Origin of the sequence: Brevibacterium daeguense (assembly GCF_021729135.1) — a bacterium.
Classification (GTDB): domain Bacteria; phylum Actinomycetota; class Actinomycetes; order Actinomycetales; family Brevibacteriaceae; genus Brevibacterium; species Brevibacterium daeguense.
On sequence record NZ_JAJTWW010000017.1, the window covers coordinates 17260 to 33009 of the forward strand.

Below are 15750 nucleotides of genomic sequence, written 5' to 3' on the forward strand. Positions count from 1 at the left end.
TCCCAGGACGGAGCGTGCACTATGCCGATTATGGACGAGTCGACTCCGCTCGGGGCGGAAATCGCGCGCGATACTCGCCGTGCGCAGCGCCTCGCGACGACTACATTTCCCCGGCCGGAGTCGACCCGGATCTTCACCGTGGCAAATCAGAAAGGTGGCGTCGGCAAGACGACTACCGCCGTCAACATCGCTGCTGCTCTTGCGAACCAGGGTCTGTCGATTCTCGTGATCGATATCGATCCCCAGGGAAACGCGAGCACAGCGTTGGGAATCGAGCATTCTACTGATGTCAACAGCATCTACGACGTGCTCATCGATGAGATGCCCATGGCCGAAGCAGTGGCACAGTGCCCCGACTTCGATCATCTGCAGGTCGTCCCGGCGACGATCGACCTCGCCGGCGCAGAGATCGAGCTGGTGTCGCTTGTGGCGCGGGAACGGCGCCTCCACAACGCCCTTGCCGACTATCTGCGAGAGCGAGATGGAGCAGGAGACCGCGTCGACTATGTGATCATCGATTGCCCGCCGAGTCTGGGATTGCTCACGGTCAACGCCTTCGTTGCAGCCAACGAAGTGCTCATTCCGATCCAGTGCGAGTATTACGCTCTGGAGGGCCTCAGTCAGCTGTTGAACAATATTCAACTGATCCAGAAGCACCTCAACCCGGCGCTATCGGTGAGCACGATCCTGCTCACCATGTTCGACGGACGTACCAACCTGAGCTCGCAGGTCGCCGAGGATGTGAGAGCGCATTTTCCGCAGGAGGTGCTCAATGTGGCGATTCCGAGATCAGTGCGGATCTCCGAAGCGCCCAGCTATCGCCAGACCGTGATCACTTACGAACCCAATTCTTCCGGAGCACTCTCATACCGTGAGGCGGCCGAGGAGATCGCACACAGAGGAGCACAGAGGAATGGCTGAGAAGAGACGGGGACTGGGACGGGGACTGGGCGCGTTGATCCCCGACGTAGTCAGCGAGGATCGCCCTGTTGATGTCTTCTTCCCTTCCCAGTCGACGTCGGAGGACACCGCTTCGGGAAGCGGTCGAGAGACGGCTGCGTCGCGGCTTGCCCGCGATCCCGCCGCAAACATGCGCCGAGCGCACACTCAGAAGAAGAACGGTGGGAAGAAGCAAGAGGGACCTGGCAGTCGGGACCACATCGCGCAGGGCGCGACTGAGCAGACGGCCGAAACAGCTGAAGCCGGCTCTTCTGGATCTGGGGATGTTTCACGTGAAACGGATCTGAAGTCGGTCCCGGGTACCGCATTCGGTTTGATCGAAGTGGAGTCAATTCGAGCCAATCCGAAGCAGCCCCGAAGCATCTTCGACGAGGACGCCCTTGAGGAATTGGTTCATTCCATTAAGGAGGTCGGGGTCCTTCAGCCCATTGTGGTCAGGGTTGTAGACTCCTCAGCTCCGACTTACGAGCTGATTATGGGCGAACGTCGTCTCCGTGCTTCCAAAGAAGCGGGTATGGAGGCTATTCCGGCCATCATTCGTGAAGTTCCTGAGACAGACCTCCTGCGCGACGCGCTGTTGGAGAACCTGCATCGCGTGGACCTGAATCCCCTTGAGGAGGCGGCTGCCTATCGTCAGCTGCTCGACGACTTCCAGTGCACACAGGAGGAACTGTCCGAACGGATCGGCCGATCACGTCCACAGATCACCAACACCTTGAGGCTGTTGAAGCTCCCTCCACTCGTTCAACGACGTGTTGCTGCCGGCGTGATCTCGCAGGGCCATGCGCGCGCGATTCTCGGCCTGATCGACGGTGCGCAGATGGAGGTCTTGGCGCAGCGCGTGGTGGCTGAAGGTCTGTCGGTGCGCGCAACCGAAGAAGCCGTGGTCTTGATGAACAACGGCGAAAAGCAGCGCGGATCACGAGAAGTCCGTCCTTACAACCCTGAGTTCGCTTCGATTGCTCGAACCATCGGTGACCGTCTGGATACCAGAGTCAATATCACAATGGGCAAGAACAAGGGCAAGATCAGCGTCGAATTTGCGAATGAAGACGACCTCAAACGGATCCTGGATACCCTCGGACTTGTTGCAGGGACGTCATAGTTCGACCGGCCGTTGGCGCAAGCCACTGCAGCCGGCCTTAACGGGTAGGCAGCTGCTCGAAGACCAGGCTGAGGACTTCACCGGGGTGATCCCGAGAAGTGTTTCTATGACTTCGCTTCTTCCTCTGGCGACGTAGGCGAGGTAACGGCTCGATTGGGAGACCAGCCTTTCGGCCCGGATCACGTCCCGGCACTTTAGTTGGCGCCTGGCCGATCCATGCTCTATCCCCCGCAACGTGCCCGTACAGCGGGGTCGTACCGGCGAGACCGTGGCCAGAATTCCCGAGTTCACTCGATATGCTGTTCACCAGAGCGAGGATGTTCCACGTGAAACGACGACACCACCACCACAGCCGCTCATGTTTCACGTGAAACCAGCGCCTCCTTTGATTCGTGCGTTCCTGGTCGACCCACACACGCGCTTTCAGCTGCCAGTCGTCTAGGCGAGGCCGAGTTCGTGCTGCCAAGGTGGCTGCACAGTACGGCAGCGTAGCGAGAGCATAGTCTTGTTCCGACCACTGATCGAATTCTGGTGCTGGTCGAATGCCGAATGCCTGCGAATCGGTTCGGGTCCGGAGTTGCCTCGATGTTCGCACCGGCGACCAATAGATCGTGATCACTGTTTCCCGGGAAGGATAGTGCGTTCGGGGCTGGCCGACTTCCGGAAGAGCACTGCGGAACGCGGGAAAGCCACGCTTCCGGACAACTATCTGTACCGAAAATGGCGCCCACGGCCGTCGGAGCAATGTTTCACGTGAAACGGGAGCGCCGCCCTGGTCACGGGGACAATTCGTGGTGTAGCTCCGTTCTACCCAGCTGCCTGTATCCCGCACCGATATTCACCATACGGAGCTGTCATTGTAGGTCGGGTCATAGGTCCGCTCCGTTGTCATCGCCAAGGGCGGGACACAAGGCACCCTGCGCTCGTCTGGGCGTGGAAATGGTTCCCCGCCATCCTGAACGCCAGCCACAATTTTCTCCGCACCGGCTAGGGAGGGCGCGAAGGGCGCACGCATGACATGGCGCGAACAGGGTTGCTCCCGAACACCCCAATGATTGCGTCGAAGAGCACCAGCGGCGGGCCCTGCCTCCCTCGAAATTGGGTGTACTCCGGTGAAACGAGTACTCCCACGGAGATACTTGACGTACCTTCTATCCATCCAGTTGGCGGAACCGTACTCAATTTTGAAGTGCAATAAGGCATACAGGACACTGCAAAGCCCCGAAGCGTCCGTATGCCCAGCGAACGAGCTGATGTTCCACGTGGAACATCCCCACTATGTGGCCGTTTGGCAGTTCATTGCGGAGATCAGGAGCCGCACCGTGCCTACTAGGTTGTAGGTGGGAAGATTCGGTCGGCTGGTGCGGGCCCGAGGGCGGGTGTCGAGGATGCCGGAGAATCGTGCCCGCACTCAAACGGGCCTCGGGATCGGTCGGTCCTGGCCTCGGCGCTGACGGCGGAGCGGACAGATGACGCCAACACGCGTTGATGGGACGTGGAGGGGCGGCGTACGGCGCCCTGCGCTGGATAGTGCCGGCTCGGCACGTGGAGAGCTGGGGCCCTGCCGCAGCGTGTTCATCTGGCTTGGAAGCGGGCTCACTGCGTCGGGTGAAGCTTCGAGAAGGCGCGTCAGGTGCAGGCAGCTGCGGGCACGGCCGAGTCGATGATCTGGCTCGAAGCAGGTGCGTGTGACAAGTCCAAGCTTGGTGCTTGGATCGGCGGCTCGACGTCGAGGCGGCTCCGACGGATACCAGGATTGCAGATACTCGCCGGCTCCGCTCCATCCGCGGCGCGCAGGTGGCGTAGGTTGCTGATGTGGTCAATGATGAAGCGTCCCTGCAACTGGCGCCGGCCCGACGGGTCGAGCCCACTTCAATTGTTGGAAGCGCGATCGTTGGCGCCGCACTCGCGGCGACCTCGGTGTACCGGTACCCGCTCGCCATCGCCGTTCGTCGCAACGGACGGATAGAATACCGGGACCTGACCCTTGAGGCAACCTCCGGCCGAGTGTGCAACTCGGGAAGCAGGCCCTTGTGGGCCCAGGACAGATGTTTCACGTGAAACGCGAGCAGAGGCGATCTACGGGAACCGCAGGCGCGGACGACTCGTCCTCCTGGCCCATCGTTGCCCTGCACTGTCAACTATCGTGCGTCGAGTTTCACTAACCGAGGGCGGCGATCCAGAGAACTGGCTAGCTCCCGTGTTCCACGTGAAACATTGCCGTTGACCGGCCAAGTAGACTATCTGCGCGCTTGGAAGGCAGAGAGATCCAGAGTGCCGGTTGGCGGATCACTGTCCTCGCGAAGATAGAGGCGCTGCAGAGAAGCCGCAATTGCTTCTGCGATTCTGTCGCGGATCGCCGATTCCGCCAGTGCCGCGCGATCGGCGCAATTGGTGATGTACCCCGGGAGCACGTGGACTTTCGGAGTGCGCAGCCGACGAAGGGACTCCCAGGTACGGGCGTGGACGCGGCCATCCAGCAGATCGGTGCGGGCACAGATCTCCTTCTGCACAAGTTCAGCCAGTGCCCTTCCCACAGGAGAGACGACAGAGCGCTCATCCTCACGACCGAAGTAGTAGGTTGCAGCACCATTCGCTGTCGGAGAGCTGCTTGCATCCAGATTGATCGTGATGACCGCAGATGCCCCCAACTCGTCGGCGAGATCGTCGGACTTCTGCTGGGCTGTGACGAGGACTGTAGCTGCGCCGAGGGCTGCCAGGCGACCTTCCAGGCGGCGTCCGATGTCCGAGGAATGTTGGTTCGCCAGCTCAGCAAGGTCCTCGGGATAGAGGGTAGTCGCGAAATCCGACTGCGCAGTAGCCGCTTCGATGACGAAGATGCGCCCGACCAGGGAGGGGCCGGAAGCATTGACCCGAGCTCGCTCTTGGAGGGCGAAGACGTTGCCATCGTTCGTGCCTCGGTGCACTGCGCGCAGTCCTTCCAGAGTCACCGGTCCTGCAATGCCGTCGGCTCTCAGGCCGATGCCGGATTGAGCCTCGCGCACGGCTGCGTCCGTGACCTGGGCAAATACGTAGTCGATCGGCCGCGTGTACATCCCGAGAGCGCTCAGGATCGACTGCAGTTCTGCGACGTCGTCGCCGCGCAGGGGACGCACCGGGTCGTACCGGAGCACACGATCGCCCAGGCGGAATCGTGCCAGCTCAATCTGCGCGAAAGTCTCCGGACCGAGGGCTCCGTCGCAGATGATTCCGCGCTCCTGCTGGAAAGCGCGGACCGCGTAATCGAAAGCCTGATCGAATACCGGCGATTCGGTGTCGCCTACGTTGAGTCCGATGCGGGCCAGTTGCCCCTTGGTTGCCAGCAGCACCGGACTGGTGTCACCAAGAGACAGCAGCGGGAAATTGGACGTAGGACTCATCGGTCTCGCAAGCTGTAGTAGTCGGTTCGGGTAAGCAGAAGGCGCCTGTTGAGCGTACAACAGGCGCCTTGTAGTCGGCTGAGATCCGGCGTCAGCCGATGAACTCCTGCAGTTCCTGAAGCAGAGCCGGCTTTGGACGAGCACCGATGATGGTCTTGGCCACTTCACCGTCTTTGAAGACGTAGAGCGCGGGAATCGAGGTGATTCCGTAGGCGGCAGCCGTCTCCATGTTCTCGTCGGTGTTGACCTTCACGACATTGAGCTTGTCGGCGTTCTCGTCTGCGATCTCGTCGACGATCGGCGACACCATGCGGCACGGGCCGCACCAGGGTGCCCAGAAATCGACGAGAACGGGCTTGTCGGATTTGAGGACCTCGGCGTCGAATGTAGCGTCGGTGACTTCCTTGGACATATTCTTCACTCCTTTGACAGTGAAACCTGCAGCGCGGGTTCCTTGAGGTTTGCCAGATAGTGCTCTGCATCGGTGGCTGCGACACAACCGGATCCGGCGGCGGTGATCGCTTGCCGGTAGACGGGATCAATGACATCCCCCGCGGCGAAGATTCCCTCGACATTCGTCCGAGAGCTCCTGCCCTCCACCGCGAGGTATCCGTCCTCGCGCAAGGTGAGCTCGTCCTTGACCAGATCGGTGCGCGGATCCGAACCGATGGCGACGAACATGCCGGTGACCGGCAGCTCGCTGGTCTCCCCGGTCGTGGTGTTGCGAACGGTCAGACCGGTGAGCGAGTCGGTCCCGTGTATCTCGGCGACTTCGGAGTCGAGCAGGAACTCGAGCTTCGGATCAGCCTTGGCGCGGTCGATCATGGTCTGCGAGGCCCGGAAGTCCTGACGGCGGTGGATCAGGGTGACCTTGGATGCGAACCGGGTGAGGAAGGTGGCCTCCTCCATTGCGGAATCACCACCGCCGACAACGGCGATGTGCTGGTCCTTGAAGAAGAAGCCGTCACAGGTTGCGCACCAGCTGACTCCGTGGCCCGACAGTTCCTTCTCCCGCGGCAGTCCGAGCTCCCGATAGGCGGAGCCGGTCGACAGGATCACGGAGCGAGCGGTGTACTCGGCTCCGAGAGCGGTGGTGATGCCGTGCGCACCGGGGTTCATCCGGAGTTCGGCGACATCGTCGTACAGCACCTCTGCACCGAATCGCTCGGCCTGCGCTCTCATGTTCTCCATCAGCTCCGGGCCCTGGATGCCCTCCGGGAAGCCGGGAAAGTTCTCTACATCGGTCGTGTTCATCAGCTCACCGCCGGCAGTGACGGATCCAGCGATGACCAGTGGCGCGAGATTGGCGCGGGCAGCGTAGATGGCTGCTGTATAGCCGGCAGGTCCGGAACCGATTATGACGACTTGACGCTCGGTCATGAGTACTCCTTGGCTGATGGGCTGCCCGGCTGTCGGCGCCGGCCATCGCTGCAGTGTTTCTGGATACGGAATTTTCTGTTCGCAAGCACAACGTGATGATCGGGCCGCTTTATTCCGGGTGTCCTCAAGGCTGCGCTCCGGGTCAGGAAAGTCCGATTTCGCTGATCCTCGCGCGGAAGCCATCTTCGGTCTCCGGCAGTTCGGTGATCCAGACGAACACATGGGTGCCCGTGGCCGGTTCGTCCAGGTCGAACGAGCCGGTGTCGTCGGGCAGTGAGCCGCGGCCGACGACCTCGGCTTCCTCCGGGTCAGCCGAGTCTCCGACGCGGATCTCGATCTGGCCTCCGGGACTGCCGGAGATCAGGTCGACGGCGTTGATCGTACCCTCCTCCTCGAGTTCGAGGACGATGCCGAGCCCGTCCTTGAGTCCTCCGAAGGCCGCGGAGTTGTAGTTGTCTGTCTGCCAGACGCCGCTCACGCCCGGCAGCACATTGTCGACATCCGCGTTGTTCTCCGCGCCGTCGCCCTGGGGATCGAGGGCTTCCGCCGAGGCGATCGCGGGCGGCACACTGGCAGTGCCGGTGTCCTGCCCCTCGCCTTCCGATGCGGTCTCCGGTGGAGCAGTCGCAGGGTCCTGCACCTGCGGCGCGGACTCCTGTCCCGGTCGCAGGAATATGCCGACGATGAGGCCGATGACCACCAGCAGGACGATGACTGCCAGGGTCAGCGGAACTGCCGTCGAACGTCGCTTCTTCTGCCGCCCTGGGCCAGCGGGGCCACCGGTGACAGCACCTTCACCATTCGAGCCACGGCCTGCACCGTCCGAGGCGCCGCCACTCGGCGCGACACCGGCACCGCTCGAGGCGCCACTCTCCGGTGCACCGCTCGCCTGGCCGGGTCGGCCCGCGGCCCCCGCAGTTCCGACCCCGGCCGCGGCAGTCGCCGCGCCGGCGGTCGCACGGGCCGCAGTTGAGCCGCGAGAGGAACCGGGGGAGGTGGCCCCGGCCCTGGCCTGATGCCGGATGCCGGCCGTCGGCTGCGTGCTGACGGCAGGCTTCACCGTCACCGCGGATCCGGCGGTCTTCGCGCTGCCCGAATCAGCTCCGGCGGCGCCACCAGCAGTCGAACCTGTGCCGCGGTCCACATCGGCGGCGCCACCAGCCCCTGAGCCGGCACCGGGCTGCTCCGGGTTCCCGCCGGCCGGCAGCTGCTGAGTCGGGACGTCGGGCCCTGCAGTGACATCGGCGCGGCTCCGGGCACGGGCAGCCTCCAGGCTCCGCCGGGCGTTCTCCTCCGCCTGCCTCTGCAACTGCAATTCGCGTTCGTACTCCGCGCGCTGGCGGGCGATCTCATCCTCGCGGGTCGTGAACATCCCCCCGAGGAACCATGAGCCGTCGTCCTCGGCGTCCTCGTTCTCATCGGAGTGGCCGGCGGCGGCGCTATCCGACTGGCCGAGTTCGATCGCCTGCGTGTCCTCGGCTCTCAGCGACTGTTCGGCCCGCTTCCACTGCTCCGCCTGATCGCGGGTCATGATCGGCTGGGTCCTGTTGGAGTCGACCTCGCGCGAGGCGTACTCCGAGTACGACGAGTACATCTCCTCGGGCTGCCACTGCGGGGTGTCCTCGGACGCCTCGACGAGCGATTCCGCGGAGATGGGGAAGGTCGTCGCCTGCCGCATCTGCATCCGCTCGTCGAACGGCGCCCGGTTTCCGTCGGCAACACCGGCTGCCAGGCCGTGTGTGCCCGGCCGCGTCATGCCGATCCGGGTGAGAGCGGCCTGCAGCTGCTGGGGGGTGGCGCGGCGGGTCGGTCTGGTCGTCTCGTCCGGCACGGCAGGACGCTCCGTCTTGCGCTGGGGACGCGCCCCCGCGGTCCGGTCCAGGTTGCCCGTCGGCGCGGTGGTCGAGAGCTTCTCCGCGGGTGTGACGGTGAACTGCGCCTGGTCGTCGCGGAGTGCCTCATCCAGGCTCACCGCCGTCTGCGCTATCCGGCTGAGTGCGCGGGTGTCCCATTGCCCCAGGTAGCGGACGATCTCGCTCGGGCTGCGAGGCCCCGGCTCGGTCTTCGTCACGATGGCGGAGACGAAGTCCTCGAGCTCCCGCGGGATCCCCGGCGTGATGGCGTCGGCCCGGACGAAGCGGTTGTTCTTGCGGGGGGCGACCGGGATGCCGGCGCGCGGCTCGTCCCCCGGCCAGTGACCCGTCAGGCAGGCGTAGAGGATGTTGACGATCGCCAGCGCGTCCTCGCGCAGGCTGTCCCGGTCCGACAGGGAGTCCAGTCCGAGTTCGTACGGCTCATCGGCGACCGCGGCATCGATGGCGACTCCGTGGACGACGACGTCTCCTTCGGCGTTGAGGCCGACCGACTCCGGGCCCAGGCACAGGTGGTGAAGGCCCCGCTTGGAGGCGTGGACGAGTGCGGTGGCGAGTTCTCCGACGACGGCGCGTGCCGCCTCGGGATCGAGGGGCCCGTGGGCGAGCAGCTCCGGCAGACCTTTCGCACCGGTCCGCTCGCAGACCACGTACTCGATGTCCTCGAAGCGCCCGACGTCGTGGATCCCGGGAATCCGCGGATCGGTGAGCAGCGCGGAGCGCCGTGCGGCGTCGAGGAGGTCACCGGAGCGCGAGGCGTCCGCCGTGTACAGGATCGCCGGCTGATCGAGAATCGCGTCGAGCACCAGGCAGACGGACCCGATGTCGGGGAACTCGGCCAGCCAGGGTCGCACAACCTCGGAGACGACGTACCGATCGGCGACAACCGTGCCGCGTTCCATTCTCATCAAGGGACCACCTCCGCAGACACCCGCTCCCGCTCAGACCTGAATACTACCGTTTCAGGACCCGCCGGACCGTTTCAAGCGCGGCGCGCAGCTCAGAGACTCGGAGAACCCAGCAGACTGCCAGGTAGAGACCGAGCATTGCCAGGCCGATCCAGGCCACCGTGAGCAGGGCGGGCAGCCGACCGTCCCACGCCTCGGGCCCGGCCCAGCGCAGCAGGCCGAAGCCGGCGGCACAGCTCAGCCCGCCCGCGACCGCGAACTTGGCGTGCGCCAGCAGGATCTGCCCGGTCCCGAGGTGTCCGATGCGCCGCCGCAGCAGCACCGCGCTGAGGAAGCACGCCAGCAGGTAGCCGCAGCTCATGGCCAGGCCGATCCCCGCGACGATCAGGGGTTTGGGCAGCAGGAAGCCGGCCGCCAGCACCCCGGCGGCGGTGAGCACCACCTGGGGAACCTGGATCCAGAACGGGGTGCGCGCGTCCTCATAGGCGTAGAAGACGCGCTGCAGCAGATAGTTCGCGCTGAACGGGACCAGACCGATGACCATCGTGACGATGACGGGGGCGATGGAGCGCGCCTGCTCCTGGGAGCCTCCGCCGATCACCATCGCGGCCGGACCCGCCAGGGCGATGAACGCGACGGTGGCGAACACGTTGACGAGGCCGACGAGGCGGGTGCCCAGTGCCAGCGAGGAGCGCACCGAATCGACGTCGTCGTCCGCGGCGTAGGTGCTCAGCGAGGTGAACAGCGCAGTCGCCAGCGACACCGCGACCAGCGAGTGGGGCAGCATGAACATCAGGTACGCGAGCGAGTAGGCGGCATTCGATGCCGAGGGCTCGCCGGTGGTCGATGAGGCCGTCGAGGCGACCTGGCTGGTGACGATGTAGCCGAGCTGACCGACCAGCACCGCCGCGAATGTCCAGCCGGCCACTCGGCCCGCCGTGCTCAGTCCGAAGCCGCGGAATCCGAAGGTCGGCCGGTAGGTGAAGCCGATCCGCTTGAGCGGCCAGATCAGCACGAGCGCCTGGCACATCACCCCGAGGGTGGCCGAGCCGGCCAGCAGTGCGATCTTCCCGGCGTCCCAGGTGCCCACCGCGTGCTCGCCCTGCTGACCGGTGCCGAACACCGCGATGAACACGAGGAGTCCCGCGATCGACACGACGTTGTTGAGCACCGGCGCCCACATGTAGGGCCCGAAGGACGACTTGGCGTTGAGCACCTGGCCGAGCATCGTGTACAGGCCGTAGAAGAAGATCTGCGGCAGGCACCAGTACGCGAAGGCGACGGCGAGCGCGGTCTGCTCCGGACTCCATGCGGAGGTGGAGTACAGGCGCACGAGCAGCGGGGCGCACAGGGTAGCGACGACGGTGACCGCGAACAGCAGGGTCACGGTCAGGGTGAGGAGCCGGTTGGTGAAGTCGCGGCCGCCGTCGGTCCGGCGGGTGGCCCGGACGATCTGCGGCACCAGGACCGCGTTGAGGACGCCGCCGGCGAGCAGCATGTACAGGTTGTTCGGAACCTTGTTGGCGATGTCGAAGGCGTCGGCGGCGCCGCCCACGGTGACGCCGATCGCCGTGGCCAGCAGCATCGCCTTGACGAAGCCGAGGATGCGGGAGACGAGGGTGCCGGCTGTCATGACCGCGGAAGACTTCGCAAGGGATGCGAGCTTCGTGGCTGCCACTGGGGCTCCTAGGGGGTGTCGGATTCTTGGGCTCGCGCGACCGCCGCGTCGAGCTGGCTCTGGGGAATCTTACGCCTGCCCCGCGCGATGGACTTGACGAGTCCGATGACGAACACGACGAGCAGGCCGGCCCCGATCACCGCGGTTCCGATGTTCTCCCAGTCGGCCCGCACCCGCACCAGCAGCTCCCCGGTGCTCGGTGCGACGTAGCCGTTGAGGGCGACGACCTGGATCATCGTCTCCACGTCCCCGTTGGCCAGGCCCTCCACCGGGACATCCACCCGCGTGGTCTGCCGGGGCGGCAGCACGACGGGTTCCGTCGTCTGCGTGCGCAGCTGCGGGGTGCGGGCGGTGACCTGCACCGTGACGGTCGCCGGCCGGTCGGTGGTGTTCTCGACGCGCACCGGGACCGTGGTCCGCTCACCCGTGACGAGCAGGACCGGCGAACCCTGCTCGGGGGCGATGCCGTCGATGGTGGCGTCGACCTCGTCGGTCGCCTGACCGGTGCACTCGGGGAAGTTCGGTGCGTCCGCCCAGGTCGCCGAGGTGCACGACAGGATCATCCGGTCCAGGTCCTGGCGGGCGAGTCCGGGTTCGCTGAACACCGCGGCGAACGCCTCGGCCCGCTCGTGTGCCTCGGCGAGGTGGCCGAGGCCGTCGGCGCTCAGGCCGGCCTGCCGGGTCGGGTTGACGAGCGGGGCGCGCGCGACCGGCTGGGATTCCAGCAGCGAGCTGAGCGAGCGGTGCTCCAGCCACCCGGCCGAGCGGGTCGCCTCGGCGATCAGGCGCCACGACTCGTCGGCCCCGGTGCGGGGCATCATGACCAGGAGATGACGGGGATCGTAGGGCCGCTCCGAGGTGATCGCGGAGCTCTCGGCGACGTATTCGCTGACCGCCGAGGCGCGGGCCGGCTGGGCGGCCGCGTCGGCGACGGCATCCGACAGGCCGGTGTCGACGACGAGGGAGTCGGCCAGCGGACCGACTCCGGCCCCGCCGACCGGGGACAGGCCGATGGTCGAGCGGGCGTCCGAGGTGTAGCCGGTCAGCGCCGGCTGCTGGAGATCGGACAGGATCACGGTGTCGGTGCCGCCGTCGACGATCTCGTCGAGATTCTCCGCGGTGACGGTGCCCGACACGGGCCAGACGAAGTCGGTGCGCGCATCGGGGAGGAGTTCCCTGACGACGGCGATCTCATCGGAGGCGCGGTCGGCGAGCCCAGCAAGGCCCGCCTCGCGCAGGGCGAGCAGGTCGGCGTCGGCCCACGGCAGGGCGATGACCTCCCGGTCGGCGGCGAGTTCGGTGAATCCGGCGAACCAGTCGCGCAGCGCCGGGGTGGGGTCCTCGCCGGTCTCCGGCTCCTCGATGAGCTCCTCGGGATCGGTGGGCGCATCGGTGCCGGAAGGCAGCGAGGAGGTCGGGGCGGGCGATTCGGCTTCGGAATCGCGCAGCGCCATCTCGACCGAGACCAGCAGCCGGGGATCCACGGCCAGGGCGATCGCGGCATCCACCTCGGCGGCGGCGAGCAGTCGGCTGAGCTCACCGTTCGCAGCGGACTGCTCGAGCTTCTCCGGCGAGATCAGCCCGGTGGGCGAGAATCCCGGCAGCGTCACCGGCATGATCATGGTGATCCCGGTCGGCTCGAAGTCGGGCTCCGGATACCAGGTGGTGAACGCGGTTGCGGTGTCGGCGGTCGGGCCCGCGCCCGTCTGCCCGTGCAGGCGCACGGCCACGCCGCGCGCTCCCCAGGAGCTCAGCGGGTTCTGCGTACCGAGCCCGAGCTGGTCGGCCGGGACCTCGAAGCGGAAGTCCGAGGTCGACCCCGGGGCGACTGTCTCCGGCAGCTCGGGGGTGACGACGGCCTGGTCGCCGGCGCTCCCGGTATCCGTCCCGGAGCCCGCGCCACCGGCCCCCGTGTCGGCGCCGCCGGGGCTGTCCGCACCGCTGCCGGAGCCGTCCTGCCCGGCGGTCGCGCTGGTGGCGAGCAGTCGGTGGGAGGACACGTCGGTCTTCCAGGCGTTGATCTCCGCCCGGGAGTCGAGCCGGTCCGTCGACATCAGGAGCTCGAGGCGGGGCCGGGTCAGCTCGGAGCCGCCGGGATTGCGCAGCCGGCCTGCCACCTGCAGGGTGCCGTCGGGATCGAGCCAGGTGGTGACCTCCTGCAGCCCGAGGTGCGGTCCCGACGGTTCGGCAGCGGGGGCATTCGGAGCCGGGGAGGCGAAGGCGTGAGCGGGGAGCGCGTGGAGGCCGCCGCCGGCGAGCATGAGCAGCACCGCGGTGAGCAGGATGAAGAGGAGTCTGCGCAGTGGTGCAGGTTGATGCCGGATGCCGGCCAGGCTCATGTCAGGAACCGGGGGAGGATGGTGCGGGCAGCTGCCACGATCCGCCTCTCATTGGCGAAGGACAGCTGGGACGGGAGCTCGTCGAAGGGGACCCACGCCGCATCGACGGCCTCGTGGTCCGGATCGTTCTCCACCGTCAGCGTGCCTCCGGTGGCGCGCAGCAGGAAATGGTGCACCACCTTGTGGACCCGATAGCCGGCGACCGAGAACCAGTAGTCGACGCTGCCGAGCGGGGCGACGACGTCGCCTTCGACGCCGGTCTCCTCCGCGATCTCCCGCCGGGCCGCCTGAGCGGCGGTCTCATCGCCCTCGAGGTGCCCTTTGGGCAGGCACCATTCGAGGCGGCCGGCCCGATTGATGCGCGCGATCACGGCCACTTCCAGGCCCGGGGAGGCGAAATCGACCACGATGCCGCCCGCGGAGGTCTCCTCCACGGTGTTCGAGCGGGACGGAAAGGGTCCCGGTTTGGGCAGCGGCCTGGGCATGACTTCACCTTATCCGGATCGTCTCAACGTTTGGTGGTTGCCGCCGTCGGGGCGAGGCGCGGCACCGGTACCCTTGGGTGGAATCGAATCCGAGGAGGTCTCCATTGTTCCTGGCGCAGGCGCACACCCGACTGGCCGGCGCTCTCGACGCTCTCGACGAGATCCTCGGGCCACTCGGGAAGATGTTCGCCGACGCCGGCTTCGAGCTGGCCCTCGTCGGCGGTTCGGTGCGCGATGCCCTGCTGGGCCGCGACATGCCCGACCTCGACTTCACCACCGACGCCCGACCCGATGACATCCTCGGACTCATCGGCGGCTGGGCGGACGCCCACTGGGACATCGGTAAGCAGTTCGGCACGATCGGGATGCGCAGGCGCGGCTATCAGATCGAGATCACGACCTATCGCGCCGAGGCCTACGACCCGGATTCCCGCAAGCCCACCGTGGCATTCGGCCGGCACCTCGACGACGACCTCGTCCGTCGCGACTTCACGATCGGGGCGATGGCCGTCCGACTGCCCAGCCGGGTGTTCGTCGACCCGTTCGGCGGTCTCAGCGACCTCCAGGAGGGCATCATCCGCACCCCCGGCAGGGCGGAGATGAGCTTCTCGGACGACCCGCTGCGGATGATGCGGGCCGCCCGTTTCGCCTCCCAGCTGGGCTTCACCCCGGCTGACGAGGTGGTCGCGGCGATGACCGACATGGCCGAGCGCATCACCATCATCTCCGCTGAGCGGGTGCGCGACGAGCTCGTCAAGCTCATCTGCGGGCGCGAACCGCGCACCGGCGTCGAGCTGCTCGTGGCGACGGGTCTGGCCGATCACATCCTGCCGGAGGTGGCGGGACTGCGGCTGGAGCGCGACGAGCACCACCGGCACAAGGACGTCTACCAGCACAGCCTCACCGTGCTCACCCAGGCCGTCGAGCTCGAGGGACGTTACGCCGAGCGCCAGACGGAGCAGGGAATCGCCGCCGACGACCCGCAGCGGATCCCGGTGCCGGACTTCGTCGTCCGCTTCGCCGCACTCATGCACGACGTCGGCAAGCCGGCCACTCGGAAGTTCGAGAGCTCGGGGGCCGTGACCTTCTACCACCATGATGTCGTCGGCGCGAAGCTCACCGCCAAGCGGATGAGGGCGCTGCACTTCGACAAGGACACCATCAAGAAGGTCGCCCGGCTGGTCGAGCTGCATCTGCGGTTCTACGGGTACGGGGACGCGGGCTGGACGGATTCGGCGGTCCGCCGCTACGTCAACGACGCCGGGGATCTGCTGACCCGGCTGCACATCCTCACCCGCTCGGACGTCACCACGCGCAACCGGCGCAAGGCCGAACGCCTGGCGCACGCGTACGACGACCTCGAGCACCGGATCCAGGTGCTGGCCGAGCAGGAGGAGCTCGACTCCATCCGCCCGGATCTCGACGGCACGCAGATCATGGCACTGCTGGACCTCCCGCCCGGACCTGCGGTGGGTCGGGCCTATCGGTTCCTGCTCGATCAGCGGATGGAGCACGGGCCGCTGGGCGAGGACCGGGCAGCGGAGCTGCTGCGGGAGTGGTGGGCCGCACAGCAGGCTCAGCAGGCCGAATCCTGAGCGGCGGGCCGGATCCTGAGACCCTGATGCTCACCGGCGCACCGCTCAG

10 protein-coding genes are annotated in these 15750 nt (G+C 66.4%); 3 read left to right on the forward strand and 7 right to left on the reverse strand.

Annotation, left to right across the window (positions count from 1 at the left end):
* Window positions 1–21: 21 nt before the first annotated feature.
* Together LXN01_RS12995 and LXN01_RS13000 are read left to right on the forward strand one after the other, a co-directional pair.
* A complete protein-coding gene (locus LXN01_RS12995; protein WP_236865830.1) occupies window positions 22–921 on the forward strand; it encodes a ParA family protein in 900 nt (299 codons plus the stop codon).
* A complete protein-coding gene (locus LXN01_RS13000) occupies window positions 914–2065 on the forward strand; it encodes a ParB/RepB/Spo0J family partition protein (protein ID WP_236865831.1) in 1152 nt (383 codons plus the stop codon). Before LXN01_RS12995 ends, LXN01_RS13000 begins: the two co-directional genes overlap by 8 nt.
* 2240 nt (window positions 2066–4305) lie before the next feature.
* Here LXN01_RS13000 and LXN01_RS13005 read toward each other — a convergent pair.
* The 7 genes from LXN01_RS13005 to LXN01_RS13035 form a co-directional block, all read right to left on the reverse strand.
* Complete coding sequence (locus LXN01_RS13005; protein ID WP_236865832.1) at window positions 4306–5505, reverse strand: N-acetylmuramoyl-L-alanine amidase; 1200 nt, start codon at window positions 5503–5505, stop codon at window positions 4306–4308.
* 31 nt (window positions 5506–5536) lie between these two features.
* Window positions 5537–5857: a thioredoxin gene (gene trxA / locus LXN01_RS13010; protein ID WP_236865833.1), complete on the reverse strand. Its 321-nt coding sequence runs from the start codon at window positions 5855–5857 to the stop codon at window positions 5537–5539.
* Window positions 5858–5862: 5 nt separating this feature from the next.
* Entirely contained in the window at window positions 5863–6825 is a 963-nt protein-coding gene (gene trxB, locus LXN01_RS13015; protein WP_236865834.1) for a thioredoxin-disulfide reductase, read from the reverse strand.
* Between the two features lie 142 nt (window positions 6826–6967).
* Window positions 6968–9604, reverse strand: a complete 2637-nt coding sequence (locus LXN01_RS13020; protein ID WP_236865835.1) for a hypothetical protein — start codon at window positions 9602–9604, stop codon at window positions 6968–6970.
* A 46-nt stretch (window positions 9605–9650) separates the two neighbouring features.
* Window positions 9651–11282 (reverse strand): murein biosynthesis integral membrane protein MurJ, encoded by a 1632-nt coding sequence (murJ, locus tag LXN01_RS13025; protein WP_236865836.1) that lies wholly within the window; start codon window positions 11280–11282, stop codon window positions 9651–9653.
* An 8-nt stretch (window positions 11283–11290) separates the two neighbouring features.
* On the reverse strand, window positions 11291–13621 hold the full coding sequence (locus tag LXN01_RS13030; RefSeq protein ID WP_236865837.1) for a DUF6049 family protein: 2331 nt from the start codon (window positions 13619–13621) through the stop codon (window positions 11291–11293).
* On the reverse strand, window positions 13618–14106 hold the full coding sequence (locus LXN01_RS13035; RefSeq protein WP_236865838.1) for an NUDIX hydrolase: 489 nt from the start codon (window positions 14104–14106) through the stop codon (window positions 13618–13620). The genes LXN01_RS13030 and LXN01_RS13035 overlap by 4 nt, the downstream gene beginning before the upstream one ends.
* 104 nt (window positions 14107–14210) lie before the next feature.
* Here LXN01_RS13035 and LXN01_RS13040 point away from each other — a divergent pair, with 104 nt between their 5' ends.
* A complete protein-coding gene (locus LXN01_RS13040; protein ID WP_236865839.1) occupies window positions 14211–15701 on the forward strand; it encodes a CCA tRNA nucleotidyltransferase in 1491 nt (496 codons plus the stop codon).
* Window positions 15702–15750: the final 49 nt, after the last annotated feature.

Excerpts from the sequence above, each read along its gene's own strand:
- LXN01_RS12995 (WP_236865830.1), top strand. The coding sequence starts at position 22 with ATGCCGATTATGGACGAGTCGACTCCGCTCGGGGCGGAAATCGCGCGC.
- LXN01_RS13000 (WP_236865831.1), top strand. The coding sequence starts at position 914 with ATGGCTGAGAAGAGACGGGGACTGGGACGGGGACTGGGCGCGTTGATC.
- trxA (WP_236865833.1), bottom strand. The coding sequence starts at position 5,857 with ATGTCCAAGGAAGTCACCGACGCTACATTCGACGCCGAGGTCCTCAAA.
- trxB (WP_236865834.1), bottom strand. The coding sequence starts at position 6,825 with ATGACCGAGCGTCAAGTCGTCATAATCGGTTCCGGACCTGCCGGCTAT.
- LXN01_RS13020 (WP_236865835.1), bottom strand. The coding sequence starts at position 9,604 with ATGAGAATGGAACGCGGCACGGTTGTCGCCGATCGGTACGTCGTCTCC.
- LXN01_RS13030 (WP_236865837.1), bottom strand. The coding sequence starts at position 13,621 with ATGAGCCTGGCCGGCATCCGGCATCAACCTGCACCACTGCGCAGACTC.
- LXN01_RS13035 (WP_236865838.1), bottom strand. The coding sequence starts at position 14,106 with ATGCCCAGGCCGCTGCCCAAACCGGGACCCTTTCCGTCCCGCTCGAAC.